The 20,441-nt window shown below is 43.7% G+C and carries 21 protein-coding genes; 1 reads left to right on the top strand and 20 read right to left on the bottom strand.

What is annotated here, in order from left to right:
- Window positions 1-23 precede the first annotated feature (23 nt).
- The 16 genes from topA to AC4CV5_RS09145 all read right to left on the bottom strand — a co-directional run bounded on the left by topA (window position 24) and on the right by AC4CV5_RS09145 (window position 13,931).
- A complete protein-coding gene (gene topA / locus AC4CV5_RS09220) occupies window positions 24-2,099 on the bottom strand; it encodes a type I DNA topoisomerase (RefSeq protein ID WP_490922574.1) in 2,076 nt (691 codons plus the stop codon).
- A 184-nt stretch (window positions 2,100-2,283) separates the two neighbouring features.
- Complete coding sequence (gene dprA, locus AC4CV5_RS09215) at window positions 2,284-3,177, bottom strand: DNA-processing protein DprA (RefSeq protein ID WP_490922572.1); 894 nt, start codon at window positions 3,175-3,177, stop codon at window positions 2,284-2,286.
- 60 nt (window positions 3,178-3,237) lie between these two features.
- The gene (gene sucD, locus AC4CV5_RS09210) at window positions 3,238-4,140 is read right to left on the bottom strand and encodes a succinate--CoA ligase subunit alpha (protein ID WP_024572248.1); all 903 of its coding nucleotides are present in this window, start codon (window positions 4,138-4,140) and stop codon (window positions 3,238-3,240) included.
- A gap of 28 nt (window positions 4,141-4,168) precedes the next feature.
- Window positions 4,169-5,326 (bottom strand): ADP-forming succinate--CoA ligase subunit beta, encoded by a 1,158-nt coding sequence (gene sucC / locus AC4CV5_RS09205; protein ID WP_166852996.1) that lies wholly within the window; start codon window positions 5,324-5,326, stop codon window positions 4,169-4,171.
- A gap of 173 nt (window positions 5,327-5,499) precedes the next feature.
- Entirely contained in the window at window positions 5,500-5,781 is a 282-nt protein-coding gene (locus AC4CV5_RS09200) for a FlhB-like flagellar biosynthesis protein (RefSeq protein WP_222142821.1), read from the bottom strand.
- Window positions 5,778-7,508, bottom strand: coding sequence for a hypothetical protein (locus tag AC4CV5_RS09195; RefSeq protein WP_490922569.1), 1,731 nt, complete (start codon window positions 7,506-7,508; stop codon window positions 5,778-5,780). The genes AC4CV5_RS09200 and AC4CV5_RS09195 overlap by 4 nt, the downstream gene beginning before the upstream one ends.
- 29 nt (window positions 7,509-7,537) lie before the next feature.
- The gene (gene rnhB / locus AC4CV5_RS09190; RefSeq protein WP_490922567.1) at window positions 7,538-8,305 is read right to left on the bottom strand and encodes a ribonuclease HII; all 768 of its coding nucleotides are present in this window, start codon (window positions 8,303-8,305) and stop codon (window positions 7,538-7,540) included.
- Window positions 8,306-8,375: 70 nt separating this feature from the next.
- Window positions 8,376-9,224 (bottom strand): ribosome biogenesis GTPase YlqF, encoded by an 849-nt coding sequence (gene ylqF / locus AC4CV5_RS09185; RefSeq protein ID WP_009967235.1) that lies wholly within the window; start codon window positions 9,222-9,224, stop codon window positions 8,376-8,378.
- A 144-nt stretch (window positions 9,225-9,368) separates the two neighbouring features.
- The gene (gene rplS / locus AC4CV5_RS09180) at window positions 9,369-9,716 is read right to left on the bottom strand and encodes a 50S ribosomal protein L19 (RefSeq protein WP_003220825.1); all 348 of its coding nucleotides are present in this window, start codon (window positions 9,714-9,716) and stop codon (window positions 9,369-9,371) included.
- 139 nt (window positions 9,717-9,855) lie between these two features.
- Window positions 9,856-10,587 carry a tRNA (guanosine(37)-N1)-methyltransferase TrmD gene (gene trmD / locus AC4CV5_RS09175; RefSeq protein WP_490922564.1) on the bottom strand — a complete coding sequence of 244 codons (732 nt, stop codon included), beginning with the start codon at window positions 10,585-10,587 and terminating at the stop codon, window positions 9,856-9,858.
- A complete protein-coding gene (gene rimM / locus AC4CV5_RS09170) occupies window positions 10,584-11,108 on the bottom strand; it encodes a ribosome maturation factor RimM (protein ID WP_326220532.1) in 525 nt (174 codons plus the stop codon). The genes trmD and rimM overlap by 4 nt, the downstream gene beginning before the upstream one ends.
- 4 nt (window positions 11,109-11,112) lie before the next feature.
- Window positions 11,113-11,499 (bottom strand): YlqD family protein, encoded by a 387-nt coding sequence (locus AC4CV5_RS09165; protein WP_014113772.1) that lies wholly within the window; start codon window positions 11,497-11,499, stop codon window positions 11,113-11,115.
- Window positions 11,500-11,621: 122 nt separating this feature from the next.
- Window positions 11,622-11,867, bottom strand: a complete 246-nt coding sequence (locus tag AC4CV5_RS09160; RefSeq protein ID WP_075746093.1) for a KH domain-containing protein — start codon at window positions 11,865-11,867, stop codon at window positions 11,622-11,624.
- Entirely contained in the window at window positions 11,867-12,139 is a 273-nt protein-coding gene (gene rpsP / locus AC4CV5_RS09155) for a 30S ribosomal protein S16 (RefSeq protein WP_003220815.1), read from the bottom strand. Before rpsP ends, AC4CV5_RS09160 begins: the two co-directional genes overlap by 1 nt.
- Window positions 12,140-12,244: 105 nt before the next feature.
- Entirely contained in the window at window positions 12,245-13,585 is a 1,341-nt protein-coding gene (gene ffh, locus AC4CV5_RS09150; protein WP_166853017.1) for a signal recognition particle protein, read from the bottom strand.
- A 13-nt stretch (window positions 13,586-13,598) separates the two neighbouring features.
- Window positions 13,599-13,931 (bottom strand): putative DNA-binding protein, encoded by a 333-nt coding sequence (locus tag AC4CV5_RS09145; RefSeq protein ID WP_166853020.1) that lies wholly within the window; start codon window positions 13,929-13,931, stop codon window positions 13,599-13,601.
- A 178-nt stretch (window positions 13,932-14,109) separates the two neighbouring features.
- On the opposite strand from AC4CV5_RS09145, the gene AC4CV5_RS09140 reads away from it, so the two are divergent.
- Window positions 14,110-14,595 (top strand): Ig-like domain-containing protein, encoded by a 486-nt coding sequence (locus tag AC4CV5_RS09140; RefSeq protein ID WP_490922559.1) that lies wholly within the window; start codon window positions 14,110-14,112, stop codon window positions 14,593-14,595.
- Between the two features lie 35 nt (window positions 14,596-14,630).
- Here the strand turns inward: AC4CV5_RS09140 and ftsY are convergent, their stop codons facing one another.
- The 4 genes from ftsY to acpP all read right to left on the bottom strand — a co-directional run bounded on the left by ftsY (window position 14,631) and on the right by acpP (window position 20,424).
- Complete coding sequence (ftsY, locus tag AC4CV5_RS09135) at window positions 14,631-15,620, bottom strand: signal recognition particle-docking protein FtsY (protein ID WP_166853026.1); 990 nt, start codon at window positions 15,618-15,620, stop codon at window positions 14,631-14,633.
- 19 nt (window positions 15,621-15,639) lie between these two features.
- A complete protein-coding gene (smc, locus tag AC4CV5_RS09130; protein WP_490922556.1) occupies window positions 15,640-19,200 on the bottom strand; it encodes a chromosome segregation protein SMC in 3,561 nt (1,186 codons plus the stop codon).
- 101 nt (window positions 19,201-19,301) lie between these two features.
- On the bottom strand, window positions 19,302-20,051 hold the full coding sequence (rncS, locus tag AC4CV5_RS09125) for a ribonuclease III (protein ID WP_014113767.1): 750 nt from the start codon (window positions 20,049-20,051) through the stop codon (window positions 19,302-19,304).
- Between the two features lie 139 nt (window positions 20,052-20,190).
- Window positions 20,191-20,424, bottom strand: a complete 234-nt coding sequence (gene acpP / locus AC4CV5_RS09120; protein WP_003154310.1) for an acyl carrier protein — start codon at window positions 20,422-20,424, stop codon at window positions 20,191-20,193.
- Between the last annotated feature and the right edge of the window lie 17 nt (window positions 20,425-20,441).

Below are 20,441 nucleotides of genomic sequence, written 5' to 3'. Positions count from 1 at the left end.
GGTGAGCAAGACCCTGCTCACCGCTACTTCTGTGGTTCTTCCTTATAATCGCATTCCACGCATTGGACCTGTATGCCTTTTTTGAGTTTTTTCTCGACGAGCATTTTCCCGCATTTCGGGCATTTTCGTTCAATTGGTTTGTCCCAGGAAACGAATTCACAGTCCGGATAACGGTCACAGCCGTAAAAAACCCGTTTCTTTTTCGATTTTCGCTCAACAATATTTCCTTCACCGCAGCTCGGGCACTTCACGCCGATTTGTTTCACAATCGGTTTTGTGTTCCGGCAGTCCGGGAAGTTGGAGCAAGCTAAGAATTTACCGTATCTACCCATTTTATATACCATTGGAGAACTGCATAATTCACAATCTTCCCCTGCATATTCCGGTTCGATTTCAACTTCCTTCATTTCCGATTCGGCTTTTTTGACGCGTTTTTCAAAATCGGTGTAGAAGTTATCAATAATCTTGACCCATTCGGTATTGCCTTCTTCAACATGATCAAGGTCTTTTTCCATTTTCGCTGTAAACTCAACGTTAATGATTTCAGGGAAAAATTCCATGATCAAGTCAAGGACAATCTGTCCCAGTTCAGTCGGAACAAAGCGTTTATTATCCAAAGACACGTAACCACGCCGCTGAATGGTATCAAGCGTCGGTGCATATGTGGAAGGACGGCCGATGCCGAGTTCTTCAAGAGTTTTCACAAGCCGTGCCTCAGTATAGCGCGGAGGCGGCTGGGTAAAATGCTGCTCCGGTTCTATATCTTTTGATAATACCGTGTCGCCTTCCTGTAAGTCAGGCAGCATCCGGTCTTTTTCTTCCATTTGGTCGTCTTTTCCTTCGACATACACCTTCATAAACCCGGAAAACTTGACTTTACTTCCATTTGCACGAAATGTCAAACCATTGTTTGTCAGGTCAACACTCATTGTATCAAGAACAGCAGGTGCCATTTGGCTGGCAACAAAGCGCTCCCAAATTAATTTATACAATCTCATTTGGTCTCTTCCAAGCACTGCTTTTAATTCACTTGGTTTTCTGAGAACTGATGTCGGGCGAATTGCTTCGTGAGCGTCCTGAGCATTTTCATTCTTTTTCGCAGGCTTTCGTTTGCCGCCTAAGAACTCTTTGCCGTATGACTGATCAATAAATGCAGCTGCTTCATCAACCGCCGTATTAGAAATACGGGTTGAATCCGTTCTCATATACGTGATCAGACCGACTGTTCCTTCTCTTCCAAGATCAATTCCTTCATATAATTGCTGTGCAATCATCATCGTTTTCTTCGCTCTGAAATTGAGCTTACGCGCAGCTTCCTGCTGCAGGGTGGAAGTGGTAAAAGGCAAGGCCGGATTACGTTTGCGTTCCTTTTTCGTTACTTTTTCAACTGTATATTTATTGCCTTTGAGCTGAGAAAGAATGTCTTTTACATCGGCTTCACTTTTTAAAGGAAGTTTTTTGCCGTTTTTTCCGAAAAAGCTCGCTTCGAACGTTTCCTGTCCTTTTAAGAACGTACCGTCAATTGTCCAATATTCCTCTGGCTTAAAGTCGTTAATTTCTTTTTCACGGTCAATAATCAAACGGAGGGCAACAGATTGTACGCGGCCTGCGCTAAGCCCTTTTTTGACTTTTTTCCATAGGATAGGACTTATCTTATATCCGACAAGCCTGTCTAAAATACGTCTCGCTTGCTGTGCATCCACTAAATCCATATTGATCATGCGAGGATGCTTAAATGATTCCTTAATGGCATCTTTTGTAATTTCATTAAACACCACACGGCAATCTGAATTGAGATCTAAATCAAGGCTGTGTGCCAAGTGCCATGCAATCGCTTCCCCTTCTCTGTCGGGGTCGGCTGCAAGATACACTTTTTTGGCTTTTTTCGCAGCCGTTTTCAGCTCTTTTAATACCGGCCCTTTACCTCGAATGGTAATATATTTCGGTTCAAAATTCTGTTCTATGTCAACTCCCATTTGACTTTTTGGAAGATCCCGGACATGTCCCATTGATGCTTTCACTTTATATTTTTTACCTAAGTAACGTTCAATCGTTTTCGCCTTAGCGGGCGATTCCACGATGACTAGATAATCAGACATTTTCATCCCCCTCAAGAGGTGTTCTCTCTCTTCAAGTATTTCAATTTTGTTTTTGCAGCTGTCTTTATTTGGCTTTCAACATTTCATTCTTTATGATGAACGTCTTTATTTAAATAGAAAACAATATGCAACTTTAAATCCTCACTATTATTAAATATTACAATGCTGTTTGTCAAACGATAATTCAAAAGGGTTCCGTATATTGAACGTTTCTCTCAGGAAGCTCCTCGAAAATATCCTCTGCTGACCTTATTGCTTTTGCCCCCTGCTGGATCAGTTTTATAGGACCTCCGGCGTAAGGGTCAAATAATGAACCGGGTACGGCAAATACTTCTCTCCCTTGTTCCAGTGCTTGATATGCAGTAATCAATGAACCGCTTTTTTCTTTGCCCTGCACGACAATAACTCCTTCACTTAGTCCGCTGATGATACGGTTTCTCATAGGGAAATGCCATTTTTGGGGTTTGGTTTCAGGTGGGTGCTCTGACAGAAGGATATGGTGTTTAGCCATGTAATCAGCTAACTGAAGGTTTTCCCGGGGATAAATGTGTTGAAATCCACCTGCAATGATGCCGATTGTCCGTCCCTTCGCCTTAATACTTGCAGCATGGGACATTCCGTCTATTCCAGACGCCAGTCCGCTGACAATCACCCAATTTTTACGGCAAAGCTCTTTTGTAAGATGATTGACAACTTGTATCCCATAAGCTGTTGGATTTCTTGTCCCTACAATTCCAATTTTCCTCCCTTTAGAAAGAAGGGTCATATCACCCTTTGCAAACAGGACGGCGGGGGGATCATAAATGGTTTTCAGCCAGAAAGGATATTGCTTTGAAGAAATCGGGATGGTGTTAATGCCTTGCTCATGGTAAGCAGCAAGTACACGCTGAAGTTTTGGATAATGTTCTTCTATTTTATTTTTTAATGCAGCTGCCTTTATTTTACCTCGAGTAACAGTTTCTAACACAGGTGACGTCAGCGACATAGACGGGTCGGCTTTCCACCATTTTAATAGAAGGGATGGGGATAATAATTGATTGATTCTGCAAATCATTAAACAGGCAGCAGCCTGATCCAATATATTGACCTCCTTTTGACAGAAAAAGCAGGAACAGCCTTGACGGCTGTCCCTTCTTTATTAATGCGTTTTGCAAGTTTCGAACAAGTTCTTCTCTTTCAGCACCTTAATTAGGGTTTCACCCATTACAGAAGGTGTCTCTGCAACTTCGATACCGCATGCATTTAGGGTTTTGATTTTTTCATCAGCTGTCCCTTTTCCGCCGGAAATAATGGCGCCTGCATGCCCCATGCGCTTCCCTGGAGGTGCTGTTTTCCCGCCGATAAAACCAACTACCGGTTTTGTCATGTTGGCTTTTACCCACTCTGCCGCTTCTTCTTCGGCAGTACCGCCGATTTCGCCAATCATGATGACAGCATGTGTGTCAGGATCTTCGTTAAACGCTTTTAAAACGTCAATAAAGTTTGTTCCATTTACAGGATCACCGCCGATTCCAACAGCTGTAGATTGTCCTACACCCGCTTCTGACAGCTGGTGCACCGCTTCGTATGTTAATGTTCCTGAACGCGATACAACGCCTACATGACCCTTTTTATGGATATATCCAGGCATAATGCCGATTTTACATTCCTCAGGCGTAATGACACCAGGGCAATTGGGCCCTATCAGTCTCGTTTTCTTGCCTTCCATAAAGCGTTTGACCTTCACCATGTCCAAAACCGGAATGTGCTCTGTAATACAAATCACGAGATCAAGCTCCGCATCTACAGCTTCCATAATCGCATCAGCTGCAAACGGTGCCGGCACATATATAACAGACGCGTTAGCGCCGGTCGTTTGAACTGCTTCAGCCACTGTATTAAATACAGGAACACCTTCCACTTCAGTTCCGCCTTTTCCAGGTGTTACACCGCCTACGATATTTGTGCCGTATTCGAGCATCTGCTTCGTATGAAATAAAGCGGTAGAACCTGTAATCCCTTGCACAATAACTCTTGTATCTTTATTAATAAAAACACTCATTATCTGGTCCCCTGCCTTTCATTCTTTCCTAAACTAAGGATACGATTTTCTGCGCGCCGTCAGCCATTGATTCCGCAGATGTAATATTTAATCCTGATTCACTAAGGATTTTCTTCCCTAGGTCCACGTTTGTGCCTTCAAGACGGACAACAAGCGGCAATGTCAAACCGACTTGTCTTGTCGCTTCAACAACCCCTTCTGCGATGACATCACATTTCATAATGCCGCCGAAAATGTTGACAAAAATCCCTTTAACGTTTTGATCAGAAAGAATGATTTTAAATGCTTCCGTGACTTTTTCTGCGGTTGCACCGCCTCCAACATCAAGGAAGTTGGCCGGTTCTCCTCCATAATGTTTGATAATATCCATTGTGGACATTGCAAGTCCCGCGCCGTTTACCATACAGCCGATATTTCCATCAAGGGAAATGTAGCTTAAGTCATATTTGGACGCTTCGATTTCTTTCGGATCTTCTTCATCCAAATCTCTGTATTCCATAATGTCCTTTTGTCTGTACAACGCGTTGCTGTCAAAATTCAATTTGGCATCAAGCGCCATCACATTTCCGTCGCCGGTAACAACGAGCGGATTGATTTCGGCGATTGAGCAGTCCTTCTCAACAAACGCTTTATATAGTCCAAGCATAAATTTAGCAGCTTTCCCCACAAGCTCTTTTGGAATATTAATAGCGAATGCGATTTCTCTGGCTTGATAGCCTTGGAGGCCGACAGCCGGATCAATGACAGCTTTCTTGATTTTTTCCGGTGTTTTCTCCGCTACTTCTTCAATTTCCGTTCCGCCTTCTTCAGAAGCCATCAGAACGATTCTAGAAGTGGCGCGGTCAAGCACAAGCCCCACGTAGTATTCTTTTTTAATATCGCAGCCTTCTTCAATAAGTAAGCGTTTTATTACTCGGCCGTCCGGACCCGTCTGATGTGTAACTAGGGTTTTCCCTAAGAGTTCTTCGGCATACACTTTCACTTCGTCTAATGATTTTGCTATTTTTACCCCACCAGCTTTGCCTCGACCGCCAGCATGAATTTGAGCCTTTACGACATAAACCGAGCTGGATAAGCTCTTTGCTTTCTCAACTGCTTCTTCTGCTGTAAAAGCCACTTTACCTTCAGGAACAGATACCCCATATTTTCTGAGGACTTCTTTTCCCTGGTACTCATGGATATTCATTTCCCATCCTCCTAACTTATGTAACAAAACTAAAATAGACTGCGCTTTCATTCTATAATAATACTGGAAGAATTGTCTAGAGTTCGATGTAAAATCTTTAAATCCTTCTAAACATTCAAACTTTTATTTTATTAAAAACATAAATTTCAAACGGAGGATGGGGAATATTTTAGCTATTTTTTGTTTTTTACGCTTTCATCCAATCTGTAAATAAACGAAAAAATCTCAGCTACTGTTTCATAAAGAGCCTCCGGGATTTGATCATCTACAGTCAAATGGCGCATTAATTCGACAAGGGTCCGATCTTCTTGAATCGGGACCCCTGCCTTTTTCGCTTCTTTGATAATGTTGTCAGCTACATGGCCCTTTCCTGTTGCAATCACTTTCGGGACCTTGTCTTTTTGTTCGTCATAATGGAGAGCCACAGCTTTTCTGATCGGCGTCTGCTTTTTCATATTTTCACATCCACTTCCTGATCACTGATGCTTGTTACATATTGATCAATTGCAGCCTTCCCTTCGGAGTGAATCCTTTTTTTAGCATTTACTCCTGAAAGACTGTATCCCATTTTCTTCAGACCCTGTTTAAGCGCGGGCACCATCGGATCGATCGCGGCCTGAAGCTCAAAATCAGTCTCAATTGTAATTGTCATGACTTTTTGCTGTATCAAACAGTCGACGACCGTTTCTTTTAACGTATCCAGCTGCAGCAAAAACAAAAGACGGCAATGAGAAGGATCAAGTTTTCCATCCGCTTCTTTCTTTCCTTTAAACAGAACAGTCATGTCCTGAACCCCTGACTTCGAAAACAGCGGAAATGACATCACAATTTGGCTGTATGACGGGTGGTCCTGCTGCATGAAAAGCTGGCCGTTTAATTTATGAAAAAGCTGATCGGCTTCCTGTTTGACAGGTTCAGCTACCTCGTGCGACGCTCTTGCGGCATGAAGAGCCAGCTTGATGGATTGTATTTCGTCAGGGGTGACTGCGCTTCCGTGTTCAAACGCTTTAATGAATGCAAGCTCGTCCCTTGCACCGATTGCTGTTTTCACTTTGGATAAGAAAGAATGAACATCTGCTTTATCCGCCAAATTAGGTGCTGTCTGCTGAACAGCCTTTAAAAAGACTTCGGCTTCCTGATCTGTGACTTGTGCCGCCTGTAAAACAGCTGAAGCTTCTGGTGACTTCCTATCACCCGATGAAGCAACCGCTTTAATCCAATTTGCTGCTTCTTTCACAATTTGAAGACTGTTTTTTTCAGCAGATTCCGTTAGCTTTGTCAGCAGCTGGCGGGCTTCTTTGATTGGAATGTCTGCTGCTGTTTTAACTGGCTCTCCTTGTATGTTTTTCTGTTCCGCTGTGTGGTTTACAGGCATCAAGTTGGTCTTTCCGGGAGGGCCGGCTGGTGCGCTAAGTTCCCTGTTTCCAGCTGTATTCCTTAAAGAAGCTGCTTTGGTATTGTCTGTTAAAGAGACAAGTTTATCGATCAGACGTTCTGCATGGACATCGATTTCACTATTAAAAAGTGCCGTAACTGCTTCTTTTAGCTTTGACGTCATTTGGCTCTGCTGAGGGTTTTGATTGATTGCCTGAAGCAGCCTGGATACGTACTGATGCAGCGGAACAGGCGATTTCACAGCATGAACACCGCTCAAAATCTCGGGGTGAATGGGAAGCTCGCGCTTTAAAGCGAACAGAACGGTTTCAATCGCTTTTTTTGCATCTGGCGCTGGCAACGTCTCCATCCAGCGGACAGCTGTTTTGATATCATTTTCTGTTACGGGCGTTTTGCTCTTCAGCATCGCTCCCGTCATCATTAGAGCAGCGTTTGAAGGTTTTACCGAAATGGCATTTAAAAGCTTGCCAGCTGCATCCTGAATTGTTTTGGGGTTTTGCTCGAAGCTTTGAACGACCTGAAGACGGCCTGTCTGTTCTGCTGTTGTTTTTTCGTAGGAAAACCAATAGTACGCCTGTGGGCGAAGCTGGGTTTCAAGTTTTCCCTGGACAGTTTGATTGCCGACTTGGATCAGCGCATGCTGATCTCCTAATAAACGAAGCACCTTTCCTAAAAGGAGACGCTTCTCCCCGTTTAGCGCTTCGCTGACATTTGATGTTTCCTGCGGGACTGCTGTATTTCCCAAAAGGTGCTGCAGCGCCTTTTGCACATCATTTCGTATATTCATTTAAAAAAGGTGCCTCCTTGTCCATCGGTTTATCTGAAGGATTGAACAGGAGCGAAAGTTTTGCGGTGCAATTCAGTTGGGCCGTATGCGGCGAGAGCTTCCAGATGCTCTTTTGTCCCATAGCCTTTATTTTTTTCAAAGCCGTACATGGGGTATGTTTCGGCATAAGCGCTCATCATCCTGTCCCTCGTCACTTTCGCGATACACGCACCTGCAGCAATAGACACGCTTTTGGCATCGCCTTTTATAATTGACGACTGCTCCGTGTCGAGCGGCAGCGTCATTGCGTCAACAAGCAAATAATCAGGTGTATCTGACAAATCGTGTATCGCTTTCACCATTGCCATCCTTGAAGCTTCATATATATTGATTTCATCAATGACAGAAGCTTCTACAATTCCTATCCCGACCGACAGTGCTTCTTTCATAATAAGCTCGTAATATTCCTCACGCTTTTTTTCTGAAAGCTTTTTGGAGTCTGTCAGCCCAAGTATTTCACATTCCTCTGGAAGGATGACTGCGCTGGCGACAACGGGTCCTGCCAGTGGCCCCCGGCCGACCTCGTCAACACCTGCTATCAAGCGAAATCCTTTGTTTCTTGCCAGCCTTTCATAGGAAGTCATATTCACCCATTGTTCTTTCAGCGCTTTTTCTTTCGCCTGCCTTTTAAGCCACTGCTCTACAAGCGTTTGAACGCTTTTTCTGGGGTCGTTTTCGCATTGGGCAAGAAATGGGTCTTGCTCATCCTTCACTTCCTGTAAACGGTCTTTAATGTCCTTTACGGTTAATGTATTCACTTTCTCTTCTCCCTTACTATATGTATCGGTTCGGTCAGGAAAAAATAAAGACCCGCATTTCTGCGCGCCTTTACATAGTCGGCTGTTCAAATGACAGCCTGCCGAACTTTTCAGTGCGGATATCGCGAATGATGACCTCAGTCGTTTTATCGTAGTTAATGAGCCCTCCGCTCATGAGACAGCCGCGCTTTTCACCTATAGCATCAAACAGCTCTGCAATGTCCTCTGGGATCTCATCAAGGCCGTAACGCTCTTTCAGCCGTTCAGGATAATGTTCTTCGAGAAAACGAAGACCAAACACGGCCACATCCTGCAGGTTAATAATCGAGTCTTTAATAGCCCCGGTGACGGCCAGCCTTAAGCCGACAAGCTCATCCTCAAATTTAGGCCATAAAATCCCGGGTGTATCTAATAGCTCTAATTCTTTTCCAACTTTGACCCACTGCTGTGATGTCGTAATACCAGGTCTGTCTCCCGTTTTTGCTATGTTTTTCTTTGCCAGCCGGTTGATAAGCGTTGATTTTCCTACGTTTGGAATACCAATAATCAAAGCGCGAATTGCTCTCGGCTTCACACCTTTTGCCCTCATCCGGTCAAATTTTTCTTGAAGGATCTCTTTTGATGCCGGCACAATTTGATTTAAGCCTTGTCCGTTTACAGAATTAATGGACAGGGAGCGGATCCCCTGGTTCTCAAAATGCTCTTTCCACTGCTGTGTAACTGCCGCATCTGCTTTGTCAGCCTTGTTTAACAGCATAATTCGTGGCTTGTTTTTTAGAATATCTTCAATCATTGGGTTTCTTGATGACATTGGAATTCTAGCATCTACCAATTCATATACAATATCGATTAATTTTAATTTTTCGGTTACTTCCCTTCTTGCCTTTGCCATATGGCCCGGGAACCATTGAATTGTCATGTGACACGAACACCGCCTTTATCTCTTCAGTATGCATGATTCTTTGTTGTCCTTTATGTATTTTACGATGCTTGTCCGGCATTTTCAAATTCTGTATAAAAAAAGAGCTTGTTACAGGTAACAAGCTCTTTTCGTTCGTTATCATTATCGTCTGATCTCTTTAATACGAGCCGCTTTTCCGCGAAGTTCACGCAGGTAGTAAAGCTTAGCACGGCGTACTTTACCGTAACGTACAACTTCGATTTTCGCGATTTTTGGTGTGTGTACAGGGAAAGTACGTTCAACGCCAACACCGTAAGAAATCTTACGAACTGTGAACGTTTCGCTGATTCCACCACCACGACGCTTAATCACAACACCTTCAAAGATCTGGATACGCTCACGGTTACCCTCAACAACTTTAACGTGTACACGTAAAGTGTCACCAGGACGGAACGCAGGAAGATCAGTACGAAGCTGTTCTTTTGTGATATCTTCAATTAGTTTTTGCATCGTTTTCAACTCCTTCCAACAGATGCTCTTGACCACAAAACCCGGCACAGCGGAACATCGTTTTCAAGCTTGCAGCGGATAAGCCCGCTTAAGCCACAAGTAGTATCTTATCACAATTTCATAGGCTATGCAATAAAATCTATTCTTTTTCCCATTCAGAAATCCATTTTCTTTGCTGCTCTGTAAGCGGGTAGTCTTTCAAAAGATCCGGACGCCTTACATAGGTCCTCCTGATCGATTCTTTATTCCGCCATTCTTCGATTTTTGCATGGTTTCCTGATAGAAGTGTTTCAGGCACTTTTAGACCTTTGTAATCTGCCGGTCTTGTATAATGCGGGTGTTCTAAAAGACCGGTGCTGAATGAATCCTCAATATGGGAAGCTTCTTTGCCCAGCACACCCGGAAGCAGTCTGACCACACTGTCTGCAATCATCATGGCAGGAAGCTCACCGCCCGTCAGAACAAAATCACCAATGGATATTTCATCCGTCACCAGATGCTCGCGAATGCGTTCATCATAGCCTTCATAGTGGCCGCAAATGAACAGCAAATGCTCTTCCTTCGCTAATTGTTCGGCTTTTTTTTGGGTAAAACGCTCACCTTGCGGGCATACGAGGATAATACGCGGAGCAGCTGCTGCCTTTGATGTCAGGTCATCGACAGCGTCAAAAACAGGCTGAGGCTTGAGAACCATGCCAGCGCCGCCGCCATAAGGATAATCATCAACAGTATTGTGCTTGTTATCAGAATACTCCCGGAAATTTACGACCTGAAACTGCACCGCATCTTTGTTCTGGGCTTTTTGAAGAATTGATGAACCAAGCACACCTTCGAACATTTCGGGAAACAGCGTCAAAAAGTCGATTTTCATTCGTCTATTAATCCTTCCATGAGTTCAATCTCAATTTTCTTTCCGCTGACATCGATATGTTTGACCACCGATTCAATGTAAGGAATTAGCGCGTCTTTTTTCCCTTTTCGGCCGATGACCCATACGTCGTTAGCTCCCGGCGTCAAAATTTCCTTGATCTTTCCGATTAGTTCGCCGTCTTCGGTAAATACTTCGCACCCAATGATTTCGTGGAAATAAAATTCTCCCTCATTCAGCTCTCCTAAATCTTCTTCAGGAACTTTAATGATTGCGTTTTTCAGTTCTTCTACATCATTCAGGCTTGGTCTTTCTTTAAACTGCAGCAGATGAAATTGCTTATGCAGTCTGTGCGTGTTAACCGTTACTTCTACTGGTTCGTTACGGCCGTCTATAAACAAATAAAGCGTGTTGCCCGGCTTGTACCGTTCCTCGGCAAAATCTGTTTTCGAGATCACCCGCACTTCGCCTTTAATTCCGTGGGTATTTACGATTTTACCTACATTAAACCATCGCTTTGTCATATAATCACCTCTGGCGAATTTCAATTACTTTTCCGTCTTTTATGACGATGGTGTTTGCTGCTGTTTTCTCATGCCAGTCATCACCGGCTTCAATCGTCAGCAGCGCATCGACTTCCTTTTCTTTCATCTCACTGCCAAGCGGCAATGTATGTACTTGAGCAATTTGAAAATCGATTATTTTTATGTTATCTTTTCGCTTTTCTATTGCCTTTTTAAATTGTTCTATCATATCTGGGTTTTGCTGTTCTTTCTCATGTTTTCTAAGCTGAAAATAGAGCTGGCTGCATTCTCGTTCAAGCATTTGTTTCTTTTCGGCAAAAGAAGCTAAAAGCTTTTCTTTGCTGCGCTCGGTTAAGACTTGCATAACGGCTACACGGTGAATAATTTGCATCGCACCAAGCTCCCCGCTTTTAAAACTTTTTTTGGCTCAGGGCTTTTTTATTCTGCCTAAGCTTCTATCAGTTTACCCTTTTTTTGCGTGTAAAAAAAGGGGAGGTGCCGGCCCTCTCCCTTTTAGTCAAATATCTCAAATTGAACTTTCTTAGAAGACTGTGCGCCAGCTGCAAATACAGCTGTTCGAATCGCTTTTGCAGTCCGGCCTTGCTTTCCGATAACTTTACCGGTATCTGACTTATGGACAGATAAGCGCAGCGCAATCTTTTGATCGGTTTCTTCTCTTATGACGCGAATGTCATCTGGATGATCAACAAGCGGCGTCACAATTTGGACAATCAAATCTTCCAAGTGTTGATCGGTCATTACTTGCCTTGTTTAGCGTTGTGGAATTTTTCCATGATTCCTTGGCTAGAGAACAAGTTGCGAACTGTATCAGATGGTTTCGCTCCAGTTTGAAGCCATTTAAGAGCAAGCTCTTCGTCGATTTTTACTTCCGCTGGTTTTGCAACCGGGTTGTAAGTTCCGACTGTTTCGATGAAACGGCCGTCACGTGGTGAACGAGAATCTGCTACAACAATACGATAGAAAGGAGATTTTTTTGCTCCCATACGTTTTAAACGAATTTTTACTGCCATTTTACTAGCACCTCCGAAAATATTTCAACAAGATAGTATATTAACAATGATAAAAGTGTTTGTAAAGTGTTTTTTCTTAACAACGGTTTTATCATGTATAACCGATTACATAAAAGGTAGCTTAAACCCTTTTTTCTTACCTTTTGACATGTTTGTCATCTGCTTCATCATTTTTTTCATTTCGTCAAACTGCTTAAGCAGACGGTTGACTTCCTGCACGGATGTCCCGCTTCCTTTTGCAATCCGCTTCCGCCGGCTGGCATTGATCACCTCAGGCTGTTCTTTTTCAAGAACAGTCATTGATTTGATAATCGCTTCCACATGATTCAGCTGCTTTTCATCAACTTGGATGTTTTTCAAGCCTTTCATTTTACCTGCACCCGGCATCATCTGCAGTAGCTCATCAAGCGGCCCCATGTTTCTGACCTGCCCGAGCTGCTCCAGAAAATCGTCCAATGTGAAGCTCATCGTTCTCATTTTTTGTTCCAGCTCTTTGGCTTTGTCTTCATCGACGCTGGCCTGTGCTTTTTCAATCAATGTCAGCACGTCGCCCATGCCGAGAATCCTTGATGCCATGCGTTCAGGATGGAACGATTCTAATGCATCAAGTTTTTCGCCTAAACCAGCGAACTTAATCGGCGTGTTTGTGACTGCGCGAATAGAAAGCGCAGCACCGCCGCGTGTGTCTCCATCAAGCTTAGTTAAGACAACACCGGTCAAACCGAGCTGTTCATTAAAGCTTTTGGCAACATTTACAGCGTCCTGACCGGTCATTGAATCGACAACCAGGAAGATTTCTTCCGGATTCGCGATTTCTTTCACGTTGGTCAGTTCATCCATCAGTTCATGGTCAATATGCAAGCGGCCTGCCGTATCCAAAATGACATAATCATAATGTTCTTCCTTGGCTTTTTCAATAGCCTGTTTAGCTATTTCTACAGGACTGACCTGATCACCAAGAGAGAAAACAGGCATGTCAAGCTGTTTGCCGAGCGTTTCCAGCTGCTTAATCGCAGCCGGACGGTAAATATCGGCAGCAACCAGCATCGGTTTGCGATTATGCTTTTTGCGCAGCAGATTCGCCAGCTTACCGCTTGTTGTCGTTTTACCGGCACCCTGGAGACCGACCATCATAATAACAGTCGGCGGCTTTTTTGCGACGGCGATTTTGCTCTCTTCGCCGCCCATCAGCTCAGTCAGTTCCTCTTTAACAACTTTAATGACCTGCTGGCCAGGCGTCAGGCTTTTCATGACGTCTTGGCCGATAGCGCGTTCACTTACTTTTTTGACAAAATCCTTGACTACTTTAAAGTTAACGTCAGCCTCAAGCAGCGCAAGACGAACCTCACGCATCATATCTTTTACATCTTGTTCGCTGACTTTCCCTTTTCCGCGGATTTTAGAAATCGTCTGCTGCAGTCGGTCGGCTAATCCTTCAAATGCCATAGTTTGCCGCCTCCTAATCTAATTTCTCAAGCGCTTCAATCAGAGCTGTAATTTCTTCCTCTTCGTTTGAACCGGAAGCAAGCTCCTTCAGCTTATTAAACATCTCTTTACGCTCCTGAAACTTTTTCAAAAGGAGCAGCTTTTCTTCATATTGTTCAAGCATCGCTTCTGTTCGTTTGATGTTATCATAAACAGCTTGTCTTGAAACCTCATATTCTTCGGCTATTTCGCCTAGGGAGAAATCGTCCAAATAATAAAGCGACATATAGCTCTTCTGTTTTGACGTCAACAACGACTGATAAAAATCAAACAGATAGTTCATTCTCGTTGTCTTTTCGAGTGACATTTGAGCTCTCCCCTTTGTTAAGTCAAATCCCTTTACGATAACTTAGTTTACACGGTTTTATTGAGACTGTCAAGTTTTTATCTTGTCAAAGCAGCGATTACTTTTTTCCAAAATACGCTAAATATAATCCAATTTATTCCGATGTTGTATATGAACCCTATTTAAAGGAGGATATTTTATGAAAAAAATCAGTTTATTGTTTATGTTGTGCCTGGCAGCCGTGTTTACAATCATTGCCCCGGCACAACAAGCAGACGCTGCTGAGGCGCCTTATAAGGCTTCAATCACAAATATCAGCACAGATGGAGGGGTTTACGGTAAAATCAATTACGGCCAAGGCCAATTTTGGCGAGTCAAATACAATATTACAATAAGCGGAAAATTACTCGACCAAAACGGACAGCCGGTGCCGAACGCTCCAGTACGATTTGAAGCAGATACGAAAGTCGGAAATACAACACAAACAGCTTCAGGAACAACCGATGTAAACGGAACGTTTGAGGTTCCAATGTATTTGGGGCCGGCTGCTGGGTACTACACATATTACACATCTGTTTCCGTTCATTACTATGACATCATCCCATTCAGAGTTTATTCAGGAGATTCAAGACTGGTATCCACTGATAACAGCCTTTATCATTTCGCCTATCAAGTGAGAAGATAAAAAAGAAAAAGGCCCCCAAATGCGAGGGCCTTTTCTTAATCGTCGGCTTTTTCCACTAAATCTGAAAAGAGGCCGTATACATACGATTCAGCATTAAATTCCTGGAGATCATCAACTTTTTCACCTAACCCGACTAATTTAACCGGGATTTGAAGTTCGTTGCGGATCGCGAGGACGATACCGCCTTTTGCCGTACCATCAAGTTTTGTTAATGCAATGCCAGTAACGTTTGTTGCTTTAGAGAACTCTTTCGCCTGCGCCATTGCGTTTTGGCCGGTTGTGGCATCAAGGGCAAGCAGCACCTCATGCGGCGCTTCAGGCACTTCTCTTTCGATAACGCGCTTCACTTTTTCAAGCTCTTTCATCAGGTTTACTTTGTTTTGGAGACGCCCTGCCGTATCACAGATTAATACATCGGCATTTCTTGCTTTTGCAGCATGTACAGCATCGTAGATGACAGCCGCAGGATCGCTTCCGGCCGCCTGCTTAATGACAGGCACTCCCGTACGCTCTCCCCATACTTCCAACTGTTCAATGGCTCCCGCTCTAAATGTGTCTCCGGCAGCAAGAACAACAGATTTTCCTTCTTGCTTCAATTTATGAGCAAGCTTTCCGATTGTTGTCGTTTTGCCGACTCCGTTTACACCTACCAAAAGGATTACATTTAAACGCCCATCCTGAATGTTCAACTCAGAAATTTGCTCATCTCCGCTGTTATAAATCTCAACCAGTTTCTCAGAAATAACAGACTGGACTTCCATCGGATCTTGAATATTTCTTCGTTTCACTTCTTTTTTCAGCTCATCTATTAATTCCATAACGGTTGTAAAACCGACATCCGCGCTGATGAGAACCTCTTCAAGCTCTTCGAAGAAATCCTCATCCACTTTACGGTAACGGGATACAAGATCATTCACTTTGTTTTGAAAGGAGTTTCTTGTTTTTTCAAGGCCATCCTTAAACTTTTCAGATACGGAATCTGTCTGTTTTGTGATTTTCTCTTTTAATTTTTTAAAAAAGCTCATCTTTTAACCTCTTTCCTCGTTACTGAACGAATTCTTTTGTTTCTTCCAGCTTAACTGAGATTACCTTGGAAACACCGGATTCCTGCATTGTTACACCGTATAGCACATCCGCTTCCTCCATTGTCCCTTTTCTGTGGGTAATCACGATAAACTGGGTATCGCTGCTGTATTTTTTTAAATACTGCGCAAATCGGAACACATTCGCTTCATCAAGCGCAGCCTCTACTTCGTCAAGGACGCAAAACGGCACAGGACGAACCTTTAAGATTGAGAATAAGAGCGCTATAGCAGTAAGCGCACGCTCTCCTCCTGACAGAAGATTTAAGTTTTGCAGTTTTTTCCCCGGCGGCTGTGCGATAATCTCGACTCCTGAGTGAAGCAGATCATTAGGATCGGTGAGCCTCAGTTCAGCTCGCCCTCCTCCGAATAAGGAGCGGAAGACTTGATCAAAGTGTGAACGGATTTGAACGAATGTGTCGTTAAAGCGTTTCGTCATTTCTTCATCCATTTCTTCAATCACTTGGAACAGGGTATTTTTCGCTTCTGTCAAATCTTCTTTTTGCTCTGACAGAAACTTATACCGTTCGTTGACCCTCTCAAACTCATCTATGCTTCCGAGGTTTACGGTGCCCAGCTCTTCGATTGCGAGCTTAATCAGCTTCACGCGCTTTCTGGCTTCCTCTGGATCAGTTTCAAGCTGATATTTCTCTTTTGCCCCCTCAAAGGACAGGCTGTATTCCTCCCGCAAGTACTGGAGTAAATTATCGAGCTCAACTTCCATCCGGCCGAGTTTGACTTCTTCGTCTTTTAAGAGCGTTGTTTTTTGTTTATACAGGCGTTTCATTTCTTTCAGCTCACGCTCATATGTATCAAGCCCATGCTGAAGTTTGATACGCTGATCGCGTCTTAACGCAATCAGTTCGATTGTTTTCGTTTTGTCATTCAATTTATGTTTTGCGGCTTCTTCAAGCTTTTCTTCACCGCTGGTGCTTGATGACATCTCTGACGTTAAGAAGCTTAAGTCCTCTTTCGCTTCTTTTAACGCAAACTCTGTTTCTGTGAGCTCTTTTTTTAATCTAGCAAGGTTGTCCTCTTCACCCTTACATGCCTGCTCTTTTTTGGCAGCTGTGATTTTCAGCTCAGTCAGCTCGTTGGAGAGAGACTCTTTTGTTGAAGATTGTGTTTGTTTTTGTTTCGTTAGTCTGTCAATATCCTCTTCAAGCAGTTTCATCTTTTCTGATACGGCGGAAAGTTCTTCTTCCAGCTTGCGTTTGCGCGTTTTCTTCTCTTCATCGCTTTCTGCCAGAGCAGATTTTTCTTGATCATAGAGCTCTAAATGGGTGTTGATATTTTTCTCAGCAACTTGAAGTTCGTACAGCTGGCCTTTTACATCCTGCTGCTTTAATCTTAAACCTTCCCCGGTCTCTCTTAAGTCAGCCAGTTTTTTCTCCATATCCTGAATGGATTGCTTAAGGGTTTTGACTTCTTGTTCAAGCAGTGCTGTTTTCTCTTCCATTTCAGCGAGCCGTTTCGTCACATCTTCAAGCTCCCTGCTTCTTCCTAGCAGCGAGTTATTTTTCTTTTTAACCGCGCCGCCCGTCATTGATCCCCCCGGATTCACGACATCTCCCTCAAGGGTTACGATGCGGTACCGATGCCCGAGAAGCTTCGCTAGTTCGTTTGCTCCCTTTAAATCCTCTGTGATCAACACGGTTCCCAGAAGGTTCTGGATGATGCGCCGATACGCAGGATCAAATGTGACAAGTTCACTGGCAACCCCTAGAAATGACGAGTGCTGGGCTGCTGTTTCCGCGTCCCGGCTTTGAAGCTGGCGGTCTCTAATAACTGATAGAGGCAAAAACGTCGCTCGGCCGAAGGAATTCTGTTTTAAATATTGAATCGCTTTGCGGGCAGACTGTTCATCGTCGGTCACAACATGCTGGGCAGAAGCGCCGAGCGCAATTTCAATGGCCGTTTCATACTTCTGTTCTGTTGAAATCAGCTCAAGGACCGCTCCGCGAATCCCACCAAGGCGCTCTTTCGCTTTCAGCACTTCTTTAACACCTTGATAAAAGCCGGAGAAATCCCCCTGCATCGTCTCAAGCATGTCCTTTTTCGATCTCGCTTGCTGAACGTATTGGTACGCCTGATACAGAGCGGATTCATTTTTTTCATATTGTCGCTTTTTATGCTCATATTTTGTTTGCATATCACGATATGCGCCCACTTGGCTGTGAATCTCCTGCTCAATTCGGGCAAACTCCGTTTCACATGCAGCTTTTCGCGCAGAAATATCGCGCCGTTCCTGAAGATGCTTTTCATTGTTGTCCGCAAGCCTCTGCAATACAACAGCCGATTGGGACATCTGGTCATCCAGCAGCTGAAGCTCATTGCGAATCGAAGCCTGACTGTTCAACAGCTCAAAGTAATCGCTTTTCAGCTGCTCGATTTTCTCTTCGACATTTTCATTATGAAGACTGAGAGCCTGCTGCTTTTCTTTTACCTGAGCCCTTAACTGTCTCACCTCTGCCTGAAGCGTTTCGAAGACAGCTTCCTGCTTAGCGAGCTCTTGTTTCAGCACCGTTTCCTTTTGCTGAAACTGAACGATAGCTTCTTCAAGCTGTTCTTGGTTTTGCACAGCGTTTTTCTTGCGCTCTTTCAGGACTTCTTTACGGCCTTCAAGCTTTTCCAGCTCTTCACTCGTCACCAACAAGACTTGCTGGAGCTCATTTACTGATTCATCAAGCGCATGAATTTTGTCTCGCGTATCCTCAATCTTTGCTTCTTTCGCAGAAATCGCAGACGATTCAGCAAGCTCTTCTTCCTTTGCGAGCTGTACTTTCTCTTTAAGAGTTGACCATTTACCATGCAGCTCTTCGATATCATAGGCCGTCAACGCAATTTCAACATGCTCCAGCTCTTTCTTTTTCTCCAAATAGTCTTTCGCGATTGATGCTTGAATTTTAAGAGGTTCAACCTGTCCCTCGAGTTCATGTAATATATCTTCTACCCGGTTTAAATTGTCCTGTGTCTCAAACAGTTTATTTTCTGCTTTTTTCTTTCTCGTTTTATATTTAAGCACCCCGGCTGCTTCTTCAAAGATACTGCGGCGATCCTCCGCTTTGCTGCTAAGGATCTCTTCCACTTTCCCTTGGCTGATAATAGAAAATGCTTCTTTACCCAAGCCAGAGTCCATAAATAAATCAATAATATCTTTTAAGCGGCACGGCTGATTGTTAATCAGAAACTCACTCTCGCCTGATCTGTACACACGTCTTGTGACACTGACCTCATGGAAGTCAATCGGCAAGAAATGATCATCATTATCAAGAGTAAGCGTAACTTCAGCTAGATTTAATCGCTTTCTCGAATCGCTGCCGGCAAAAATGATGTCTTCCATTTTTCCGCCGCGAAGAGACCGTGCCGATTGTTCTCCGAGAACCCAGCGAATGGCATCTGTGATGTTGCTTTTTCCGCTTCCGTTTGGGCCGACAACCGCTGTCACGCCTTTAACGAAGTCTACGGAAATCCGTTCTGCAAATGATTTAAATCCTATAACGTCTAAACGTTTGAGGAACATAGCGATCCTCCTTATGTAATAAGTATTTCAATTCTATCATAAAACATGGATAAAATAAGACGGCATACATACTGAAATCCCCCTTATGATTCAGGGGGATTTTATTGTCTCGTATGGTGTTTTTGCAATTTAGCTAAAGCTTCCTGAGCAGCGTGCTGTTCGGCTTCTTTCTTTGAACGGCCGTTTCCGACTCCGAGTGGTTCACCTTTTAGAGATACGATGGCTTCAAATTCACGGTTGTGCGCAGGTCCTTTTTCGTTGGAGATTTTATACTCCAAAGAGCCTTTGCCGTCCCGCTGCACATATTCCTGCAGCTGGCTTTTGAAATCCATCACATGAGAAAAAGCACCATCGTTAATTTTAGGGAACACATAGACTTTTAAGAAACTTTCGACCGGCTCTAACCCCTGGTCAAGATACAAGGCTCCGATAAATGCCTCAAAAACATCCGCCAATAGTGCGGGACGCTTTCTTCCGCCTGTCATTTCCTCACCTTTACCCAACAGGACAAGGTCGCCGAATGACAGTTCGTGAGCCAATGAAACGAGAGACGGCTCGCATACAATCGCGGCTCTCAGCTTCGTCAAATCTCCTTCACTCATAGCCGGGTACTTGGCAAATAAGAATCTGGAGATCGTCAGTTCCAAAACAGCGTCACCTAAAAATTCAAGCCTTTCATTATCCTCATACGGCTTTTTCCGATGCTCATTCACATAAGATGAATGTGTAAATGCTTGATACAAAAGCTTTTCATTTTGAAAGTGAACCGAAATCCGTTCTTGAAACTCTTTAAACTGTTCTACTTTTTTATAGAACTTTTTTTTATCTTTATAATGTGAGTGTTTTGACATAGTAACCTCCATAGGCACATCAGGTTCACCGCGCTTCTCTGACTAAACCGGATACAGCGCGCGTAAAAGCGGCATGCTGTAGTAACTGCACGAATAAAGGGCTAAAGCCCCGCGTTTCGGCGGGACTTTTAGCATCAGCTTATTGCTGGTTTTGTATGTAGTTCACAGCGTCGCCGACTGTTGCAATCTTTTCAGCATCTTCGTCAGAAATTTCCATATCAAACTCGTCTTCAAGTTCCATAACAAGCTCAACTACATCTAGGGAATCAGCACCTAAGTCTTCCTTGAAAGAAGCTTCAAGTTTGACGTCTGCTTCATCAACGCCAAGGCGATCTACGATGATTTTCGTTACACGCTCTAATGTGTCTGCCATAGCAATTCACCTCCCCT

The organism is Bacillus sp. NS1 (genome assembly GCF_058248265.1).
This window is presented reverse-complemented; position numbering and strand designations above follow the sequence as displayed.

Excerpts from the sequence above, each read along its gene's own strand:
- topA (WP_490922574.1), bottom strand. The coding sequence starts at position 2,099 with ATGTCTGATTATCTAGTCATCGTGGAATCGCCCGCTAAGGCGAAAACG.
- sucD (WP_024572248.1), bottom strand. The coding sequence starts at position 4,140 with ATGAGTGTTTTTATTAATAAAGATACAAGAGTTATTGTGCAAGGGATT.
- sucC (WP_166852996.1), bottom strand. The coding sequence starts at position 5,326 with ATGAATATCCATGAGTACCAGGGAAAAGAAGTCCTCAGAAAATATGGG.
- AC4CV5_RS09200 (WP_222142821.1), bottom strand. The coding sequence starts at position 5,781 with ATGAAAAAGCAGACGCCGATCAGAAAAGCTGTGGCTCTCCATTATGAC.
- AC4CV5_RS09195 (WP_490922569.1), bottom strand. The coding sequence starts at position 7,508 with ATGAATATACGAAATGATGTGCAAAAGGCGCTGCAGCACCTTTTGGGA.
- ylqF (WP_009967235.1), bottom strand. The coding sequence starts at position 9,224 with ATGACAATTCAATGGTTCCCGGGCCATATGGCAAAGGCAAGAAGGGAA.
- rplS (WP_003220825.1), bottom strand. The coding sequence starts at position 9,716 with ATGCAAAAACTAATTGAAGATATCACAAAAGAACAGCTTCGTACTGAT.
- trmD (WP_490922564.1), bottom strand. The coding sequence starts at position 10,587 with ATGAAAATCGACTTTTTGACGCTGTTTCCCGAAATGTTCGAAGGTGTG.
- rimM (WP_326220532.1), bottom strand. The coding sequence starts at position 11,108 with ATGACAAAGCGATGGTTTAATGTAGGTAAAATCGTAAATACCCACGGA.
- AC4CV5_RS09165 (WP_014113772.1), bottom strand. The coding sequence starts at position 11,499 with ATGCAAATTATTCACCGTGTAGCCGTTATGCAAGTCTTAACCGAGCGC.
- AC4CV5_RS09160 (WP_075746093.1), bottom strand. The coding sequence starts at position 11,867 with ATGACCGATCAACACTTGGAAGATTTGATTGTCCAAATTGTGACGCCG.
- rpsP (WP_003220815.1), bottom strand. The coding sequence starts at position 12,139 with ATGGCAGTAAAAATTCGTTTAAAACGTATGGGAGCAAAAAAATCTCCT.
- ffh (WP_166853017.1), bottom strand. The coding sequence starts at position 13,585 with ATGGCATTTGAAGGATTAGCCGACCGACTGCAGCAGACGATTTCTAAA.
- AC4CV5_RS09145 (WP_166853020.1), bottom strand. The coding sequence starts at position 13,931 with ATGTCACTCGAAAAGACAACGAGAATGAACTATCTGTTTGATTTTTAT.
- AC4CV5_RS09140 (WP_490922559.1), top strand. The coding sequence starts at position 14,110 with ATGAAAAAAATCAGTTTATTGTTTATGTTGTGCCTGGCAGCCGTGTTT.
- ftsY (WP_166853026.1), bottom strand. The coding sequence starts at position 15,620 with ATGAGCTTTTTTAAAAAATTAAAAGAGAAAATCACAAAACAGACAGAT.
- smc (WP_490922556.1), bottom strand. The coding sequence starts at position 19,200 with ATGTTCCTCAAACGTTTAGACGTTATAGGATTTAAATCATTTGCAGAA.
- rncS (WP_014113767.1), bottom strand. The coding sequence starts at position 20,051 with ATGTCAAAACACTCACATTATAAAGATAAAAAAAAGTTCTATAAAAAA.
- acpP (WP_003154310.1), bottom strand. The coding sequence starts at position 20,424 with ATGGCAGACACATTAGAGCGTGTAACGAAAATCATCGTAGATCGCCTT.